Source organism: Streptomyces bungoensis, assembly GCF_001514215.1.
In the GTDB taxonomy this organism is placed as follows: domain Bacteria; phylum Actinomycetota; class Actinomycetes; order Streptomycetales; family Streptomycetaceae; genus Streptomyces; species Streptomyces bungoensis.
Window position 1 is genome coordinate 214,101 of the sequence record NZ_KQ948857.1, and the last position, 17,853, is coordinate 231,953.

Below are 17,853 nucleotides of genomic sequence, written 5' to 3' on the forward strand. Positions count from 1 at the left end.
CCCTCGGAGCCATCCGAGGGGCAATAACCGGAGAGTTGCGCGGCGGATGCCGATGACGCCGAGGTGGAAATCAGCGCCGCCGTCAAAGCCGTTACACACCGAACGCTTGAAGTCTCCGCACAGCCATCCCTTCTCTTGATTGACATGGACACAGTATGATCATCCAGCCTGTCACATAAAGGAGCCTTTGCGACATATATGGCGCATCTTCCCATTGCTCCCTCTTGTAGGATCGGCGAGTGCCTTTCTACGTCGAACCGGAGGAGGTAACGGGTGACCGAAGACCGCTCTTCCGATTCCGAACTACTCGCCCGCCACGTAGAAGGTGATCCCGACGCCTTCGGGGAGATCGTTCGGCGGCATCGGGACCGGCTGTGGGCGGTCGCCCTGCGCACGCTGGGGGACCGCGAGGAGGCCGCTGACGCGGTCCAGGACGCCCTGGTGTCCGCCTACCGAGCCGCGCACACCTTCCGCGGGCAGTCGGCCGTCACGACCTGGCTGCACCGGATCACGGTGAACGCCTGCCTGGACCGCGTTCGCAAGGCGGCCTCCCGGAAGACCGCTCCGGTCGACGACACCGAACGTCTGGAGCAGTTGCTGGAGCCGCATGAGTCTGCTTCTGCTCCCGCGGAGCGCAACGACCTGCACCGGCAGTTGCTCGAAGCGCTCGGCGCGCTGCCCCAGGAGCAGCGCGCGGCCCTCGTCCTCGTGGACATGCAGGGTTACCCGGTCGCGGAGGCCGCCCGGATCCTCGAGGTGCCCACGGGGACGGTGAAGAGCCGGTGCGCCCGGGGCAGGGCCAGGCTGCTTCCCCTCCTTGCTCATCTCCGACCCGGCACCACAGGAGACGAAAAGGAACCCGCGCCGGGACGGAACCGGGTGGAGGGGACATCCGTCCCACCGGCGACGGGGTCTCGGGACGGAGCCCCCGGTGATACGGGGCCGAACGATACAGCCGTAGTGAAGGGCGGAGGTGGCCGAGCGTGACATCCATGACAGACATGGCCGGGCACCCGGACGTCGCGGAGATCTCCGACCTCACCGAAGGCCTTCTCCCACCGGACCGCAGCACGGACGTGCGGCGCCATCTGGACGCCTGTGAGCCCTGCGCGGAGGTCTTCGCCTCCCTGGAGGAGATCCGCGAGTTGCTGGGCGCTGTACCGGCCCCTGAGCGCATGCCTGCCGATGTGGCCGACCGGATCGATTCCGCTCTGGCCGCCGAGGCGCACCGCGAGGACGGTGGGGAGCATGTTTCACGTGAAACATCGATGCCGTCCGACCGGCCCGCGGGGCGCCCGCCGGCGGCGACCGGGCCAGGCCGTAAGGGAAGCGAGCGCGGACGGCGCCGGAGGCGTGTGGCGCTCGGGGTGGTCCTCACGGCGGCTGTCCTGGGAACGGGGTCGCTCCTCCTGCAGTCCTTCGGCGGCACCGGCACCGGGACCCACACCAAGCCGGCTCTTTCCGCGGGCCCCTTCTCCGGCGTCAGCGTGCACAACCAGGTGAAGGACCTCCTCGCCACGAAGAGGGGCACCCAGCGCGGTACCGACGGCCAGCGGCCCCGCTCGGGAGTCAAGTCCGAGGAGAACAGCCCCGAGTCGCCCCAGAGCGCCAACACTCTGATCCAGACTCTGCCACCGGTCCCCGACTGTGTCCGCAAGGCGATCACCAGCAGGGGCGATGTTCTGGGCGCCAAGCCGGGCACGTACGCGGGCAGGAGTGCCTACCTCGTCGTGCTGCCCGATGCCGGTGACAGCACCCGGGTCACGGCCTACGTCGTCGACGCGACCTGCGTCGGCCGGCAGTCGTCCTCTCTCGGCAAGGTGTTGCTGAAACAATCCTTCGCTCGTCCCTGAGTGCCCGTCGTCCAGGTCCGCGTGTGCCCGGGCACACCGGGAATGCGCGCCCCTTAGGATCCGTTGGGTGGGGTGAGAGTCCCGAAAGGGGCTCCTACCGGTCGACTGACGCAGACCAGAGACGAGGAATCAAGCCGTGAGCGACGTCCGTAACGTGATCATCATCGGCTCCGGGCCCGCAGGCTACACGGCGGCGCTCTACACCGCGCGCGCGTCGCTGAAGCCTCTGGTGTTCGAGGGTGCCGTCACCGCCGGCGGGGCGCTGATGAACACCACCGAGGTGGAGAACTTCCCTGGCTTCCGCGACGGCATCATGGGCCCCGACCTGATGGACAACATGCGGGCACAGGCCGAGCGCTTCGGCGCCGAGCTGATCCCGGACGACATCGTCTCCGTCGACCTGACCGGTGAGATCAAGACCGTCACCGACACCGCGGGCACGGTCCACCGGGCGAAGGCCGTCATCGTCACCACCGGCTCCCAGCACCGCAAGCTGGGTCTGCCGAACGAGGATGCCCTCTCCGGGCGCGGCGTCTCCTGGTGTGCCACCTGTGACGGGTTCTTCTTCAAGGACCAGGACATCGCCGTGATCGGCGGCGGGGACACCGCGATGGAGGAGGCCACCTTCCTCTCCCGGTTCGCCAAGTCCGTGACGATCATCCACCGCCGTGACACGCTGCGCGCGTCCAAGGCGATGCAGGAGCGTGCGTTCGGCGACCCGAAGATCAAGTTCGTCTGGGACAGCGAGGTCGCCGAGATCCAGGGCGACCAGAAGCTCTCCGGCCTCAAGCTCCGCAACGTCAAGACCAGCGAGCTGTCGGACCTGCCCGTGACGGGTCTCTTCATCGCGATCGGTCACGACCCGCGCACCGAGCTGTTCAAGGGCCAGCTGGACCTCGACGAGGAGGGCTACCTGAAGGTCGCCTCCCCGTCCACCCGCACCAATCTGACCGGTGTCTTCGGCGCCGGTGACGTGGTCGACCACACCTACCGCCAGGCGATCACTGCGGCCGGCACCGGCTGTTCCGCCGCCCTGGACGCCGAGCGCTTCCTCGCCGCCCTCGCGGACGAGGACCAGGCCGAGCCGGAGAAGACCGCGGCCGTCTGACCTCTCTCCCTTCCCCGCCCCACCGCACGATCAAGCTAAGGAGCCCGTAGTGGCCGGCACCCTGAAGAATGTGACCGACGACTCCTTCGACCAGGACGTCCTCAAGAGCGACAAGCCCGTCCTGGTGGACTTCTGGGCCGCCTGGTGCGGCCCGTGCCGCCAGATCGCCCCGTCGCTCGAGGCGATCGCGGCCGAGTACGGCGACAAGATCGAGGTCGTCAAGCTCAACATCGACGAGAACCCGGGCACGGCCGCCAAGTACGGCGTCATGTCCATCCCGACCCTGAACGTCTACCAGGGCGGCGAGGTCGCCAAGACCATCGTCGGTGCCAAGCCGAAGGCCGCCATCATCCGGGACCTCGACGAGTTCATCGCCGACTAGTCGGGCGGTACCGTCCGTCGACCGGACGGTGCATGTTTCACGTGAAACACGAATGGGCCAACCCGCGCGGGTTGGCCCATTCGCATGAGAGCCCTCGGCTGCGGTCGCCGTCTACAGCGGCCGCAGCGCCGGCTCCTTCTGTACGGCCCCCAGCAGCCGGTCCAGCGCCAGCTCCACGTCTTCCTTCCAGGACAGCGTCGAGCGCAGCTCCAGACGCAGCCGAGGGTGCTGGGGATGCTGGCGGACCGTCTTGAAGCCCACGGCCAGAAGATGATCGGCGGGCAGCAGGCAGGCGGGCTCCTTCCAGCGGGAGTCGCCGAACGCCTCGATCGCCTTGAAGCCACGGCGCAACAGATCCTTGGCGACCGCCTGGACCATCACGCGCCCCAGCCCCTGGCCCTGATAGCCGGGCATGACGAACGCCGTGATGAGCTGGACGGCGTCCGGCGACACCGGGCTCGTGGGGAACGCGGTGGAGCGGGGGACATAGGCAGGGGGCGCGTAGAGCACGAATCCCACCGGAACGTCATCGACGTAGACCACCCGTCCGCAGGAACCCCAGTCCAGCAGGACGGCGGAGATCCAGGACTCCTTCTCCAACGCGGCTGTGCCGCTCTTTATCGCGGCCGCGCCGCTGACCGGATCCAGTTCCCAGAAGACACACGAGCGGCAGCGCTGGGGGAGGTCCTGAAGGTTGTCCAGCGTGAGCGGTACGAGCCGACGCCCCATGAAGGCTGTTCCTCGCTTCCTTCGCCCGCCGCGTCGCGAGCGGCTGTCAGAGCGCCCCGTTCCTTGAGCAGGCTGCCGACGAATCCGCCGACCACTGCGAGTCCAAGGCCCGCGCTCACCAGTCCGGTCCGGCTCATCAATCGCATGGCTCCTGTCTTCCCCTCACAGATGCTGTCAGGTGGATGGATGCGCCATACCCATTCGCATCGTATCCGCGATGCGAATGCCTCGATACTGCCTCAAAGCAAAGAGCGGACCGCGTTCCGGCACACACCGGACACGGCCCGCTCCCCTGCTCACCGGGGCGGTACCGCCCGTGGATCAGTCGTCCGAGTCCTCGGCTCCGCTGTCCGTCTGACCCTTCTGCAGGGCCAGCCGCTCGCCGGGAGCGAGCGTCCCGAGGATCCGCTCAAGGTCCTCCGGGGAGGCGAACTCGACCGTGATCTTGCCCTTCTTCTGCCCGAGCTCAACCTTCACCCGTGTCTCGAAGCGGTCCGAGAGCCGGGTCGCCAGCTCGCTCAGCGCCGGAGACGGCACGGAGCCGGCACGCGGGCCCTTGGCGCGCTGGGCCCGCTGCGGACGCGAGCCCATCAGCGTCACGATCTCTTCCACGGCACGCACCGACAGTCCCTCGGCGACGATGCGGTGCGCGAGCCGGTCCTGCTCCTCGGAGTCCTCCACGGACAGCAGCGCCCGGGCGTGCCCGGCCGAGAGCACCCCGGCGGCCACCCGCTTCTGCACGGTCGGCGACAGCTTCAGCAGACGCAGGGTGTTGGAGACCTGGGGCCGGGAGCGCCCGATCCGGTCGGCCAACTGGTCGTGCGTGCAGTTGAAGTCCTTCAGCAGCTGGTCGTAGGCGGCGGCCTCCTCCAGCGGGTTGAGCTGTGCCCGGTGCAGGTTCTCCAGCAGGGCGTCCAGGAGGAGCTTCTCGTCGTCCGTGGCCCGGACGATCGCCGGGATGGCCTCGAGGCCGGCTTCCCGGCAGGCCCGCCAGCGACGCTCGCCCATGATCAGCTCGTAGCGGGCGGGACCCAGCTGCCGTACGACGACGGGCTGGAGCAGACCGACCTCCTGGATGGAGGTGATCAGCTCGTGCAGCGCGTCCTCGTCGAAGACCTCACGCGGCTGGCGCGGGTTGGGTGTGATGGCGTCGAGGGGGATCTCGGCGAAGTGCGCACCCACCGGCGGAGCGGGCGCCTCCACCACCGGGCTCATCGAGGGCTCGTCTGCTTCATGTGAAACAGACGGGAGCGTGGCCACCTTCGCCGCGGCCACCCCGCGGTCGGTCGCCAACGTCGGCACCGCTGCCGGGGAAGTGACCGCTCCACTCCCCACCGCGGCCGGAGCCGGGGCCTTCTCGGTCGGGGCAGCAGGGATCAGTGCACCCAGACCACGGCCCAACCCCCTCCGTCGCTCACTCACTGGATCCCCTCCACCATGCTCGGATCATTCTGTGCGCCGATGTGGGCCTGGCTTGCGTCATAGCTGACGCCGACGCCCTTCAACGCGATTTCTCGGGCGGCCTCAAGGTAGGAGAGAGCGCCACTCGATCCAGGATCGTAAGTCAGCACCGTCTGCCCGTAGCTCGGCGCCTCGGAGATACGGACCGAGCGGGGAATGCTCGTCCGCAGCACCTCGTCACCGAAGTGGGTGCGCACCTCTTCCGCGACCTGCGAAGCGAGACGCGTCCGGCCGTCGTACATGGTGAGCAGGATGGTCGACACATGCAGGGTGGGGTTGAGGTGCCCCCGTACCAGATCGACGTTGCGCAGCAACTGGCCCAGGCCCTCCAGCGCGTAGTACTCGCACTGGATGGGGATGAGGACTTCCTGACCCGCGACGAGCGCATTGACCGTCAGCAGGCCGAGCGACGGCGGGCAGTCGATGAGGATGTAGTCCAACGGCTGTTCGTACGCCTGGATCGCCCGCTGGAGCCGGCTTTCCCGGGCCACCAGCGACACCAGCTCGATCTCCGCACCGGCGAGGTCGATGGTGGCGGGGGCACAGAAGAGGCCTTCGACGTCCGGGACGGGCTGGACGACCTCCGAGAGAGGCCTGCTCTCCACCAACACGTCATAGATGGACGGAACTTCGGCGTGATGGTCGATACCCAGCGCCGTGGACGCGTTGCCCTGCGGGTCGAGATCGATCACCAGGACACGGCCGCCGTGCAGGGCCAGCGACGCGGCAAGGTTGACGGTCGTCGTCGTCTTGCCCACACCGCCCTTCTGGTTGGCGACCACGATGACGCGGGTCTGCTCCGGTCGTGGCAGGCCTTCGCCGGCGCGGCCCAGTGCCTCCACCGCCAATTGGGCAGCACGACCAATGGGAGTGTCGTCCATCGGGGGCGGTGTTTCACGTGAAACATCCGCTCCCATCGACTCGGTACGGGGACCGGGGACCGGATCGGTCATCGGTCCCGCGATGTTGGCGTCGGACCGCAAGGATTCACTCTCCTCGACTTCAAGCTCGCAATGAACAGAGCCTGCCATGCCTTCGGGGTCGTGAACCAGTGAGCCCTGGTCTTCTGTGGAGAAATCCACCTCTGTGGACAACTCCGCACCCCCTGAGGGGGACGGAGTCTCCAGGGAAACGGGATCCTTCCCGAGGGAGCCGAGAGGCTTCCGGTCGCGAGGTTCGGCCGCGGCGCGGCCACGACTGATGATGCCGTGCAGCAGTGAGCGACGTTTCACGTGAAACACGATGCAGGGCGACAGGTACCGGGCCTTCGCGACACTCCGGCTTGCGTAGCTTTGGCAGCTTGTGTGGAGTACGTCTCACCCTCAGGGTGGATCAGCGACGTCGCCGCGCACGCCCGGTCCGGGCCGCCTTGGCCCGCTTGGCTGCGAACCGCACCCCACCCGGGCTCTCTCCCACCTCGACCCGTACGACCGTGGACGGGGGATCCACCACGCCCTCACCCACATGCAGGACGGACGTCGCCACCGCACCGAGCTTGCTGAGGGCGGTGGCCGCGGCCTTCAGCTCCTCCTCGGCGGTGTCGCCCTTCAGCGCGAGCATCTCGCCGTACGGGCGCAGCAGCGGGATGCCCCAGGTGGCCAGCCGGTCCAACGGGGCCACGGCCCGGGCGGTCACCACATGGACCGGAGGCAGCTTGCCCATGACCTCCTCGGCCCGGCCCCGGACCACGGTGACGTGATCCAGTCCCAGCAGCTCCACGACCTCGGTGAGGAAGGTGGTACGCCGCAGCAGGGGCTCCAGCAGGGTGATGTTGAGGTCGTCCCTGACCAGCGCCAGCGGAATGCCCGGCAGACCGGCGCCCGAGCCCACGTCGCAGACCGTCACCCCCTCGGGGACCGCCTCCGAGAGGACCGCACAGTTCAGCAGGTGCCGCTCCCACAGCCGGGGCACCTCGCGCGGCCCGATCAGGCCACGCTGGACGCCCGCCTCGGCGAGCAGCTCCGCATAGCGGACCGCATCGGCGAAGCGATCACCAAACACTTCCCGCGCCTGCTCGGGCGCGGGGGGAAGCTCCGCTGCCTCCGTCACGGGGACCGTCCTTCCGTACAGCGCCGGCGCTTCGCGCACCGGCCACCAGAACTACCAGGCTGACAACGTTCCGGCCCCGCCTGCGGGCAGACGGGGCCGGTAGAACGGGGCTCGATCAGGCAGGGAGCACGACGACGAACCGCTGCGGCTCCTCGCCCTCGGACTCGCTGCGCAGTCCGGCGGACTTGACCGCGTCGTGCACGACCTTGCGCTCGAACGGGGTCATCGGCTTGAGCTTCACGGGCTCGCCGCTGCTCTTGGCCTCGGCAGCGGCCTTGGCGCCCAGCTCGGACAGCTCGGCGCGCTTCTTGGCCCGGTAGCCCGCGATGTCCAGCATGAGCCGGCTACGGTCGCCCGTCTCCCGGTGTACGGCCAGACGCGTCAGCTCCTGGAGTGCCTCCAGCACCTCGCCGTCCCGGCCGACCAGCTTCTGCAGGTCACGGCTGCCGGCGTCGCTGATGATCGACACGGAGGCGCGGTCGGCCTCGACATCCATGTCGATGTCGCCGTCGAGATCGGCGATGTCCAGCAGACCCTCGAGGTAGTCCGCCGCGATCTCGCCCTCCTGCTCCAGGCGGGTGAGGGTGTCTGCACCCTCGGCAGCGGCGGAGGTGGTGCCTTCCGTCACGGGATGGGCTCCTTCTTACTTCTTGGACGGGGACTTGGGCCGCTGCGGGCCACCCTTGCGCTGACCCGACTGGGCCTTGCTGCGGGTGCCGGCACCGGGCTGCGAGCGCTGCTTGGCAGCGGCGGGCTTGGCGTCCTGCGGCTCGTCCGGCTTCGCCAGGGAGATGGCCGGCTCGGCCTCACCCGCCTGCTTGGGACCGGACTGACGCTGAGCCTTGGTCTGGCGCTTGGGCTGCTGGCGCCGTGCGGCGGTGGCCGTGGCGGCGGTGGTGGTCGTACCGTCCTCGGACTCGACCACGGCCTGGCTCTCGCTCCTCACCACGCTGCCGTCGGCCTGGGCGGCGAGGCCGGCCTTGCTGAGCCCGTTGATGAACTTGCGCTCGAACTCGTTGCGGTCGCGGCCCTTGGTGACGATCGCCTTGATGATGGTCTTCTCGCTCCGCCGGCGCACCTTGCCGTGCTGCGTGACGTGCTTGCCCAGCCGCTCCAGGTAGGCCTCCTGGGCCTTGGAACCCGGGGTCGGGTTGTTGTGGATCACGTACATCTGCTGGCCCATGGTCCACACGTTGGTGGTCAGCCAGTAGACGAGGACACCGACCGGGAAGTTGATGCCGAAGACGGCGAACATGATGGGGAAGACGTACATCAGCATCTTCTGCTGCTGCATGAACGGCGTCTTCACCGTCGTGTCGACGTTCTTCGTCATCAGCTGGCGCTGCGTGTAGAACTGCGACGCCGACATCATGACGATCATGACGACGGTCACGACGCGCACGTCGACGACGGAGGCGCCCAGGGCGTGGATCGTGTCGGCGCCGTCCTTGAACTTCGCGGCGAGCGGGGCCCCGAAGATGTGCGCCTTACGGGCGCTCTCCAGCAGCGGCTGGTTGATGACGCCGATGGTCTGGCCCGACGCGATGCCGTTGAGCACGTGGTACAGGGCGAAGAAGAACGGGGACTGCGCCAGGATGGGAAGGCACGAGGAGAGCGGGTTGGTACCCGACTCCTTGTACAGCTTCATCATCTCTTCGGACTGACGCTGCTTGTCGTTCTTGTAGCGCTCCTGGATCTTCTTCATCTCGGGCTGGAGCGTCTGCATGGCCCGGGTCGCCTTGATCTGCTTCACGAAGAGCGGGATCAGGCAGATGCGGATCAGGATCACCAGGGACACAATGGACAGGCCCCAGGCCCAGCCGGTGTCCGGCCCGAAGATCGCGCCGTACACGGTGTGGAACTGGACGATGACCCATGAGACGGGTGTCGTGATGAAGCTGAAGAGGCTGGCAATCGTGTCCACTAATCATGCTCCTTGGGCATGGGACGAAGTCTCTGCGGCCGGGCTCGGAGGAAGCCCCGAACGAGGCTTCTCTTCGGTGGCCGGTTCGGCGGCGGAGGTCCCGCCCTTGCGTGCGCGCCAAGCGTTGCGCAGCATCTCGTGCCATCTCGGGCGCTTGCGCGGCGGAACATGGTCCACACCGCCGAGCGACCACGGGTTGCACCGGAGGATGCGCCAGGCGGTGAGAGCCGTTCCCTTGATCGCACCGTGCCGGTCGATGGCCGTGTAGCCGTAGTGGGAGCACGACGGGTAGTACTTGCACACCGGCCCCAGCAGAGGACTGATCGTCCACTGGTACAGCTTGATCAGAGCCAGCAGCGGGTACTTCATCGCGCGCCCCCTCCCAGCAGCCGCTGTAGGGCGGCATCCAGGTCTCGGGCCAGCTGTGCGTGGTCTGCGTCGCCCGATCCGGGCAGCGCTCGTACGACTACCAGGCTACCGGGGGGAAAAAGGGCGACTCGCTCACGCATCAGATGGCGCAGTCTGCGCTTCACTTGGTTGCGCACGACCGCTCCACCCACTGCCTTGCTCACGACGAAACCCGCACGCGTCGGGGGAGCGCTCTCCCCAGGCGCGTGCGGGTCCGTGGCACCGCTACGAAGGTGGACGACGAGGGTCGGGCGGCCTGCCCGGCGACCCCGTCGTACCGCGGTCGCGAAGTCCTCGCGCCGCCTCAGCCGGTTCTCGGTGGGCAGCACGACGTCATGACCTGATCGGGATCAGGCGGACAGGCGGGCGCGACCCTTGCTACGGCGGGTCGCGAGAATCGCGCGGCCGGCGCGGGTCCGCATACGCAGCCGGAAGCCGTGGGTCTTCGCGCGACGACGGTTGTTCGGCTGGAAGGTGCGCTTGCTCACTCGGGGGCTCCAGAAAGATTCGGTAGTGGCGGGGTGCCGTCCTGGCTGTCACCGTGCGCCCACGAGTAGCTCGCGTCACGCCCGAGTGCACCGCTTCCCGATCACCTGAAGTGATCTGTGCCCATCGGAGGCAGGCGGCAGCAGCCATCGACAACTCGACCTGGTTACGGTACGCGGGGCTGCGCCATCCGGTCAAACCGGCGGCCACGGAGAGACACTGTCCACAGGCTGGGGACAACAACTTGAACCGCAGCCGCCGCCCTGACTACCGTGGCTGACTCCGATTCGTTCCCTTCTCCCCGGCCAAGCGGGTTTGCTCCCGCCGGTCACCCGAGTTTCATCCCGACCGTCCTCGAATCACACGTTCGTGGGACCTGCGAGAGAGCGTGCCCTGTGGCTGACGTACCTGCCGATCTTGCCGCAGTGTGGCCACGAGTACTGGAGCAGCTCCTCGGTGAGGGCCGCGGGCAGGGGGTCGAGGGGAAGGACGAGCACTGGATCCGCCGCTGCCAGCCCCTCGCGCTGGTGGCGGACACCGCTCTGCTCGCCGTGCCGAACGAATTTGCGAAGGGTGTACTGGAGGGCCGTCTCGCGCCGATCGTCAGCGAGACCCTGAGCCGCGAGTGCGGCCGCCCCATCCGCATCGCGATCACCGTGGACGACTCGGCGGGCGAGCCGCCGGCCCCGCAGGCGCCCCCCGCCGCCCAGGCCCCGGCCGAGCCTGGCCCACCGCAGCCGCGCTACGAGGAGCAGGAACTGCCCTCCGCGCCGTACGAGGGCTACGGCCGCCACCGGGCCGGCGACCCCCGTCCGGGCGGCGAACACGCCTCTCGCCAGGACCAGCTGCCGAACGCACGGCCCGCCTACCCCTCCGAGTACCAGCGCCGCGAGCCCGGCGCCTGGCCGCGGCCCGCGCAGGACGACTACGGCTGGCAGCAGCCCCGGCTCGGCTTCCCCGAACGCGACCCCTACGCCTCGCCGTCGCAGGACTCCTACGGCGCGCCCGCCGGGGACTACCGCCCGCAGGGCAGGGAGCGTCCGCCGTACGACAAGTACGACAAGCAGCGCGGCGAGTACGAGGCCCCCCGCGACTACGACCGCCCCGACTACGACCGCCCGGAGTACGAGGCCCGTCCCGGGTACGACGGCCGGCCGGACTACGACGCCCCCCGCGCCGAGTACGACCAGCGCGACCCCGTGCGCCGCGAGCTGCCCGACCAGCCGCCCGGCGGCGCCGGCCCCGGGCACCGCGGCGGCCCCGGCCGCCCGGACCTGCCGCCGCCCGGGGGGAGCGGCGCGCCCGGTCCGCTGGCCGCGAAGCCCGCACCGGCGAGCGGCCCCGGTGAGCCGACCGCGCGGCTGAACCCGAAGTACCTCTTCGACACGTTCGTCATCGGCGCCTCCAACCGCTTCGCGCACGCGGCCGCGGTGGCCGTCGCCGAGGCGCCGGCGAAGGCCTACAACCCGCTGTTCATCTACGGCGAGTCGGGGCTGGGCAAGACGCACCTGCTGCACGCCATCGGGCACTACGCGCGCAGCCTCTACCCGGGCACGCGGGTGCGGTACGTGAGCTCGGAGGAGTTCACCAACGAGTTCATCAACTCCATCCGCGACGGCAAGGGCGACAGCTTCCGCAAGCGCTACCGGGAGATGGACATCCTGCTGGTGGACGACATCCAGTTCCTCGCGGACAAGGAGTCGACGCAGGAGGAGTTCTTCCACACCTTCAACACCCTGCACAACGCCAACAAGCAGATCGTGCTCTCCAGCGACCGGCCCCCCAAGCAGCTGGTCACCCTGGAGGACCGGCTGCGGAACCGCTTCGAGTGGGGTCTGATCACCGACGTCCAGCCGCCCGAGCTGGAGACGCGCATCGCGATCCTGCGCAAGAAGGCGGTGCAGGAGCAGCTCAACGCCCCGCCGGAGGTGCTGGAGTTCATCGCCTCGCGGATCTCCCGGAACATCCGCGAGCTGGAGGGCGCGCTGATCCGGGTGACGGCGTTCGCCTCCCTCAACCGGCAGCCGGTGGACCTGGGCCTGACCGAGATCGTGCTGAAGGACCTGATCCCGGGCGGCCAGGACGCGGCCCCCGAGATCACCGCGAGCGCCATCATGGCCGAGACCGCGCAGTACTTCGGGCTGACGGTGGAGGACCTGTGCGGCACCTCGCGCGGCCGCGCGCTGGTCACCGCCCGCCAGATCGCCATGTACCTGTGCCGGGAGCTCACCGACCTGTCGCTGCCGAAGATCGGCGCGCAGTTCGGCAACCGCGACCACACGACCGTCATGCACGCCGACCGCAAGATCCGTGCGCTGATGGCCGAGCGCCGCTCGATCTACAACCAGGTGACGGAGCTGACCAACCGCATCAAGAACGGCTGACGCCGGCCGTAGGACGGCGCCGAGGCGCCCTCGGGACCTGTCCCGGGGGCGCCTTTCCGTGTCCGCCAGCGTGTCCCGCCCCCTGCGTCCCGCGCCCGCTCCCCTTGTCCCGCCCCCCTTGTCCCGGCCCCCGTGTCCCGGGCCCTGGCCCCGTCGCCGGTCGCCCGCAGACGCCTCTGGCCGTCCCCTGCCGTCCCCCGCCCGTCCACCGGCCGTCCGGCGCCGCCCCTCCGCAGCCACCCCTTGTTCGATTACCTGCCTGGTTACGGCCACTCTCCACAGATTCGGTGACTTTCTCGCGTCCACACCCTGGGGACCGCGAAGTTGTCCCGAACCGCGTCCACAGGGACCCTGGGGAGATGGCGTCCGCCCAGCTCAGGACCCTGTGGAATCGTGGACAAACGATCTCCACAGACTGTGGACGACGGAAAGATCCACAGGCTGTGCACGGAGTTTTCCACGGGAAGCCCACAGGCTGGGGGCGGTTGTCCCCAGCGATCGGCGGCTTCTCCACATGGCTGTCCACTGTTCGGCAACGCGACGCCCCCGCTCACCGCCGCGAGTGAAAGCCGTCACACGAAGGTGCCGGATTGAGCTGTGGGAAACGGGGGTAAACCTGGGGACACAGCTGGGGAGAACTACCCGCGGTCTGTGGGCGAGGTGTGCAGAACTTTCCGTTCTCCACAGATCGGCCAGGTTGTCCACCGTCGTCGCCCACAGGGCCAGTGGACAAAATTCGTGGTGTGAGCTGGGCAAACGTGGTTATCCACGGTATCCACAGGCCCTACTACTACTCCCGACTAGAGAGAGCCTGGCAATCGTTTCGAAGCGGGACCTGTGCACAACTCGCTGCCTCGAGCCCGGCTGCCCCTCGGAGCGACTTGACCCCGACAGGCACCTACTGTCAGTGCGGTGCGTCAGACTGGTCCTCGGTGTCCTTCCCCCGCAGTGGGCGGTGACACCGAGTCGGAGGACTCAGTAGCAACAGCAGGAGGCGGCTTACGGTGAAGATCCGGGTGGAACGCGACGTACTCGCGGAGGCAGTGGCCTGGGCGGCACGCAGCCTCCCGGCCCGTCCGCCGGCGCCTGTCCTCGCCGGCCTGCTGCTCAAGGCCGAGGACGGTCAGCTGAGCCTGTCGAGCTTCGACTACGAGGTGTCGGCGCGCGTGAGCGTCGAGGCGGAGGTCGAGGAGGAGGGCACCGTCCTCGTCTCCGGCCGTCTCCTGGCCGACATCTCCCGCGCCCTGCCCAACCGGCCGGTGGAGATTTCCACAGACGGTGTACGGGCGACCGTCGTCTGCGGCTCCTCGCGGTTCACCCTCCACACCCTGCCGGTGGAGGAGTACCCGTCGCTGCCGCAGATGCCGAACGCGACCGGCACCGTGCCCGGCGAGGTCTTCGCGGCCGCCGTGTCCCAGGTGGCCATCGCCGCCGGGCGCGACGACACGCTTCCGGTGCTCACCGGTGTGCGCATCGAGATCGAGGGCGACACGGTCACCCTGGCCTCCACCGACCGCTACCGCTTCGCGGTCCGCGAGTTCCTGTGGAAGCCGGAGAACCCGGACGCCTCCGCGGTCGCCCTGGTCCCGGCCAAGACGCTCCTGGACACCGCCAAGTCGCTCGGGGCCGGGGACAGCGTGACGCTGGCGCTGTCCGGCTCGGGTGCCGGCGAGGGCCTGATCGGTTTCGAGGGCGCCGGCCGGCGGACGACCACGCGTCTGCTCGAGGGCGACCTGCCCAAGTACCGGACGCTGTTCCCGACCGAGTTCAACTCCGTCGCCGTGATCGAGACCGCGCCCTTCGTGGAGGCGGTCAAGCGTGTGGCGCTGGTGGCCGAGCGGAACACCCCGGTGCGGCTGAGCTTCGAGCAGGGCGTGCTGATCCTGGAGGCCGGGTCCAGCGACGACGCACAGGCTGTGGAAAGGGTCGACGCGCAGCTGGACGGCGACGACATCTCGATCGCCTTCAACCCGACGTTCCTGCTGGACGGGCTCAGCGCGATCGACTCCCCGGTGGCGCAGCTGTCGTTCACGACGTCCACGAAGCCGGCCCTGCTGAGCGGGAAGCCGGCCGTGGACGCGGAGGCGGACGAGGCGTACAAGTACCTGATCATGCCGGTGCGGCTCAGCGGCTGACGTCGTCCACAGCTGTGCACAGTGCCGGGCGTCCTCGGTGGACACCCGGCGCGCACTACGGCCGCCCGAGACGCCGGCCACGGATGAGCGTGTATGCCCACAGTTGTGCGTGACTGGGCGGGTTTAGGCTCGGCTCGGCACCTCGGTGCCAGTCCTGCCATACAGCGACCTAAGGAACACAACTGATGGAGCTCGGTCTCGTCGGCCTCGGCAAGATGGGCGGCAACATGCGCGAGCGGATCCGCCGCGCGGGCCACACCGTCATCGGATACGACCGCAACGCCGACCTCGCGGACGTCCACAGCCTGGAAGAGCTTGTGGACAAGCTGTCGGGGCCGCGCGTGGTCTGGGTGATGGTCCCGGCCGGCGAGCCCACCCAGTCGACCGTCGACCGGCTGGCCGAGCTGCTGGAGCCCGGTGACGTGGTCGTGGACGGCGGCAACTCCCGCTGGACGGACGACGAGAAGCACGCCGGGGAACTGGCCGCCAAGGGCATAGGTTTCGTCGACTGCGGCGTCTCCGGCGGAGTCTGGGGCCTGGAGAACGGGTACGCGCTGATGTACGGCGGCGACGCCGAGCACGTCGCCAGGGTGCAGCCGGTCTTCGACGCGCTCAAGCCGGCCGGCGACTTCGGCGCGGTGCACGCCGGCAAGGTCGGTGCGGGCCACTTCGCGAAGATGGTCCACAACGGCATCGAGTACGCGATGATGCAGGCCTACGCCGAGGGCTGGGAGCTGCTGGAGAAGGTCGACTCCGTGGAGAACGTCCGCGAGGTCTTCCGCTCCTGGCAGGAGGGCACGGTCATCCGCTCCTGGCTGCTCGACCTCGCGGTCGACGCCCTCGACGAGGACGAGCACCTGGACGGCCTGCGCGGTTACGCACAGGACTCCGGTGAGGGACGCTGGACCGTGGAGGCCGCCATCGACCACGCGGTGCCGCTGCCGGCGATCACGGCGTCGCTGTTCGCGCGGTTCGCCTCCCGTCAGGAGGACTCGCCGCAGATGAAGATGATCGCCGCGCTGCGCAACCAGTTCGGCGGTCACGCCGTAGAGAAGAAGTAGCCCGGAGAAGCAGGGAGTCGGCGAACGACCATGCACGTCACGCATCTTTCGCTGGCCGACTTCCGCTCGTACGCCCGGGCCGAGGTCCCGCTCGACCCGGGCGTCACCGCGTTCGTCGGCCCCAACGGCCAGGGCAAGACCAACCTGGTCGAGGCGGTCGGCTACCTCGCCACCCTCGGCAGCCACCGGGTCTCCTCGGACGCCCCCCTGGTGCGCATGGGCGCCGAGCGGGCGGTCGTCCGGGCGCAGGTGCGCCAGGGCGAGCGGCAGCAGCTGGTCGAGCTGGAGCTGAACCCCGGCCGGGCCAACCGCGCCCGCGTCAACCGGTCCTCGCAGGTCCGGCCCCGGGACGTGCTGGGGATCGTACGGACCGTGCTGTTCGCGCCCGAGGACCTGGCGCTGGTCAAGGGGGATCCCGGGGAGCGGCGCCGGTTCCTGGACGAGCTGATCACCGCGCGCTCCCCGCGCATGGCGGGCGTGCGCTCCGACTACGAGCGGGTGCTCAAGCAGCGCAACACGCTGCTGAAGACGGCCGCGCTGGCCCGCCGGCACGCCGGGCGGTCGATGGACCTGTCCACGCTCGACGTGTGGGACCAGCACCTCGCGCGCGTGGGCGCCGAACTGCTCGCCCAGCGGCTCGACCTGATCGCCGCGCTCCAGCCGCTGGCCGACAAGGCGTACGACCAGCTGGCCCCCGGCGGCGGTCCGGTGGCGCTGGAGTACAAGCCGTCGGCGCCCGGCGAGGCGCACACCCGTGAGGACCTCCACGCCCAGCTGCTGGCGGCCCTCGCCGAGGTGCGCAAGCAGGAGATCGAGCGGGGGGTGACCCTCGTGGGCCCCCATCGCGACGACGTGGTCCTCAAACTCGGTGAGCTGCCGGCCAAGGGGTACGCCTCGCACGGCGAGTCCTGGTCGTACGCCCTGGCCCTGCGCCTCGCCTCGTACGACCTGCTGCGCGCGGAGGGCAACGAGCCGGTCCTGATCCTGGACGACGTCTTCGCCGAGCTGGACGCACGGCGCCGCGAGCGGCTGGCCGAGCTGGTGGCGCCCGGTGAGCAGGTGCTGGTCACCGCCGCGGTGCACGACGACGTGCCGCACGTCCTGGCCGGCGCGCGGTACGCGGTGGCCGGCGGGACGGTGGAGCGCGTATGAGCGCCGAGGAGCCGGCCCCCCGGAAGCCGGAGAACGGCGCGCGGCCGGGCGGTGGCGCGGCCGGGAAGGCGGCCGAGCCGTCCGGTGTCGACCTGGCGCGGGTGGCGCTGCGGGCCGCCAGGGAGGCGGCACGCGCGCGGGGGGACGTGGCGCGGCAGAAGAAGCAGGCCCGGCGCGGGGGCGGGCTGCGCTCCGGCGCACGCGCCGACGGCCGGGACCCGATGGCGCTCGGGGCCGCGATCAACCGGCTGATCAACGAGCGGGGCTGGGAGACGCCCGCCGCCGTGGGCGGTGTCATGGGCCGCTGGCCGCAGATCGTCGGCGAGGACCTGGCCAAGCACTGCGTGCCGCAGCGCTACGACGAGGACGAGCGGGTCCTCTCGGTGAGCTGTGAATCGACGGCGTGGGCGACCCAGCTGCGGCTGCTCGCCCCGGCGCTGGTCGCCCGGCTGAACGAGGATCTCGGGCACGGCACGGTCCGGCTGATCAAGGTGAACGGCCCGGGCGGCCCGGCCCGTCGTTACGGCCCGCTGCGGGCTCCGGGAAGCACTGGCCCGGGCGACACCTACGGGTGACGTACTTCACGTTCCGGGGTCGCCGGGCGGTGTTCCGGCGTGCCCGTGCACAGGTGGGGACGGGCCCCGGACCCCTGTCCGACCGCCCAGTAGCCAAGGGTTGACGGCCGAAAGCGCTGAGTGCCGCTGTGAGCCCCTTGGAGCCC

Annotated in this window: 18 protein-coding genes; 9 read left to right on the forward strand and 9 right to left on the reverse strand. The window is 69.5% G+C overall.

All coding sequences use genetic code 11. The annotated features are described in order from the left end of the window. The first annotated feature begins 273 nt into the window (after window positions 1-273). The 4 genes from sigM to trxA all read left to right on the forward strand — a co-directional run bounded on the left by sigM (window position 274) and on the right by trxA (window position 3,343). A complete protein-coding gene (sigM, locus tag AQJ66_RS17115; protein WP_061922199.1) occupies window positions 274-987 on the forward strand; it encodes an RNA polymerase sigma factor SigM in 714 nt (237 codons plus the stop codon). Between the two features lie 5 nt (window positions 988-992). Next, window positions 993-1,853 carry an anti-sigma factor family protein gene (locus tag AQJ66_RS17120; protein ID WP_341849415.1) on the forward strand — a complete coding sequence of 287 codons (861 nt, stop codon included), beginning with the start codon at window positions 993-995 and terminating at the stop codon, window positions 1,851-1,853. Window positions 1,854-1,989: 136 nt separating this feature from the next. Beyond that, a complete protein-coding gene (gene trxB, locus AQJ66_RS17125; protein WP_061922205.1) occupies window positions 1,990-2,961 on the forward strand; it encodes a thioredoxin-disulfide reductase in 972 nt (323 codons plus the stop codon). Window positions 2,962-3,010: 49 nt separating this feature from the next. Further along, window positions 3,011-3,343 carry a thioredoxin gene (gene trxA, locus AQJ66_RS17130; RefSeq protein ID WP_061922208.1) on the forward strand — a complete coding sequence of 111 codons (333 nt, stop codon included), beginning with the start codon at window positions 3,011-3,013 and terminating at the stop codon, window positions 3,341-3,343. Between the two features lie 111 nt (window positions 3,344-3,454). Here trxA and AQJ66_RS17135 read toward each other — a convergent pair whose 3' ends face one another. From AQJ66_RS17135 to rpmH, 9 genes are all read right to left on the reverse strand, one after another. Next, entirely contained in the window at window positions 3,455-4,072 is a 618-nt protein-coding gene (locus tag AQJ66_RS17135; protein ID WP_061922211.1) for a GNAT family N-acetyltransferase, read from the reverse strand. 321 nt (window positions 4,073-4,393) lie between these two features. Then, window positions 4,394-5,494 carry a ParB/RepB/Spo0J family partition protein gene (locus AQJ66_RS17140; protein ID WP_061922215.1) on the reverse strand — a complete coding sequence of 367 codons (1,101 nt, stop codon included), beginning with the start codon at window positions 5,492-5,494 and terminating at the stop codon, window positions 4,394-4,396. Continuing rightward, complete coding sequence (locus AQJ66_RS17145; RefSeq protein ID WP_079060268.1) at window positions 5,491-6,564, reverse strand: ParA family protein; 1,074 nt, start codon at window positions 6,562-6,564, stop codon at window positions 5,491-5,493. Before AQJ66_RS17145 ends, AQJ66_RS17140 begins: the two co-directional genes overlap by 4 nt. Before the next feature lie 301 nt (window positions 6,565-6,865). Beyond that, window positions 6,866-7,582 carry a 16S rRNA (guanine(527)-N(7))-methyltransferase RsmG gene (gene rsmG, locus AQJ66_RS17150; protein WP_061922221.1) on the reverse strand — a complete coding sequence of 239 codons (717 nt, stop codon included), beginning with the start codon at window positions 7,580-7,582 and terminating at the stop codon, window positions 6,866-6,868. A 115-nt stretch (window positions 7,583-7,697) separates the two neighbouring features. Then, window positions 7,698-8,210, reverse strand: a complete 513-nt coding sequence (locus AQJ66_RS17155; protein WP_061922224.1) for a Jag family protein — start codon at window positions 8,208-8,210, stop codon at window positions 7,698-7,700. Between the two features lie 15 nt (window positions 8,211-8,225). Continuing rightward, entirely contained in the window at window positions 8,226-9,506 is a 1,281-nt protein-coding gene (gene yidC, locus AQJ66_RS17160; RefSeq protein WP_061922227.1) for a membrane protein insertase YidC, read from the reverse strand. Window positions 9,507-9,509: 3 nt separating this feature from the next. Continuing rightward, window positions 9,510-9,875, reverse strand: a complete 366-nt coding sequence (yidD, locus tag AQJ66_RS17165; RefSeq protein ID WP_061922229.1) for a membrane protein insertion efficiency factor YidD — start codon at window positions 9,873-9,875, stop codon at window positions 9,510-9,512. Beyond that, window positions 9,872-10,243 (reverse strand): ribonuclease P protein component, encoded by a 372-nt coding sequence (rnpA, locus tag AQJ66_RS37330; protein WP_079060256.1) that lies wholly within the window; start codon window positions 10,241-10,243, stop codon window positions 9,872-9,874. The genes yidD and rnpA overlap by 4 nt, the downstream gene beginning before the upstream one ends. Before the next feature lie 21 nt (window positions 10,244-10,264). Further along, window positions 10,265-10,402 (reverse strand): 50S ribosomal protein L34, encoded by a 138-nt coding sequence (gene rpmH / locus AQJ66_RS37335; protein WP_003975051.1) that lies wholly within the window; start codon window positions 10,400-10,402, stop codon window positions 10,265-10,267. 393 nt (window positions 10,403-10,795) lie between these two features. Between rpmH and dnaA the strand changes: the two genes are divergently transcribed. The 5 genes from dnaA (at window position 10,796) to AQJ66_RS17195 (ending at window position 17,707) form a co-directional block, all read left to right on the forward strand. Beyond that, on the forward strand, window positions 10,796-12,784 hold the full coding sequence (dnaA, locus tag AQJ66_RS17175; RefSeq protein WP_079060257.1) for a chromosomal replication initiator protein DnaA: 1,989 nt from the start codon (window positions 10,796-10,798) through the stop codon (window positions 12,782-12,784). A gap of 1,004 nt (window positions 12,785-13,788) precedes the next feature. Beyond that, window positions 13,789-14,919: a DNA polymerase III subunit beta gene (dnaN, locus tag AQJ66_RS17180; protein WP_061922238.1), complete on the forward strand. Its 1,131-nt coding sequence runs from the start codon at window positions 13,789-13,791 to the stop codon at window positions 14,917-14,919. Window positions 14,920-15,104: 185 nt separating this feature from the next. Then, on the forward strand, window positions 15,105-15,980 hold the full coding sequence (gnd, locus tag AQJ66_RS17185; protein WP_061922241.1) for a phosphogluconate dehydrogenase (NAD(+)-dependent, decarboxylating): 876 nt from the start codon (window positions 15,105-15,107) through the stop codon (window positions 15,978-15,980). 30 nt (window positions 15,981-16,010) lie between these two features. After that, the gene (gene recF / locus AQJ66_RS17190; RefSeq protein ID WP_061922244.1) at window positions 16,011-17,132 is read left to right on the forward strand and encodes a DNA replication/repair protein RecF; all 1,122 of its coding nucleotides are present in this window, start codon (window positions 16,011-16,013) and stop codon (window positions 17,130-17,132) included. Beyond that, window positions 17,129-17,707, forward strand: coding sequence for a DciA family protein (locus AQJ66_RS17195; protein WP_061922247.1), 579 nt, complete (start codon window positions 17,129-17,131; stop codon window positions 17,705-17,707). Before recF ends, AQJ66_RS17195 begins: the two co-directional genes overlap by 4 nt. Window positions 17,708-17,853: the final 146 nt, after the last annotated feature.

Bases quoted from the DNA above. Each gene is read 5' to 3' on its own strand.
- gnd (WP_061922241.1), top strand. From the start codon at position 15,105: ATGGAGCTCGGTCTCGTCGGCCTCGGCAAGATGGGCGGCAACATGCGC.
- yidD (WP_061922229.1), bottom strand. From the start codon at position 9,875: ATGAAGTACCCGCTGCTGGCTCTGATCAAGCTGTACCAGTGGACGATC.
- AQJ66_RS17120 (WP_341849415.1), top strand. From the start codon at position 993: ATGACAGACATGGCCGGGCACCCGGACGTCGCGGAGATCTCCGACCTC.
- recF (WP_061922244.1), top strand. From the start codon at position 16,011: ATGCACGTCACGCATCTTTCGCTGGCCGACTTCCGCTCGTACGCCCGG.
- AQJ66_RS17135 (WP_061922211.1), bottom strand. From the start codon at position 4,072: ATGGGGCGTCGGCTCGTACCGCTCACGCTGGACAACCTTCAGGACCTC.
- AQJ66_RS17195 (WP_061922247.1), top strand. From the start codon at position 17,129: ATGAGCGCCGAGGAGCCGGCCCCCCGGAAGCCGGAGAACGGCGCGCGG.
- AQJ66_RS17145 (WP_079060268.1), bottom strand. From the start codon at position 6,564: ATGGCAGGCTCTGTTCATTGCGAGCTTGAAGTCGAGGAGAGTGAATCC.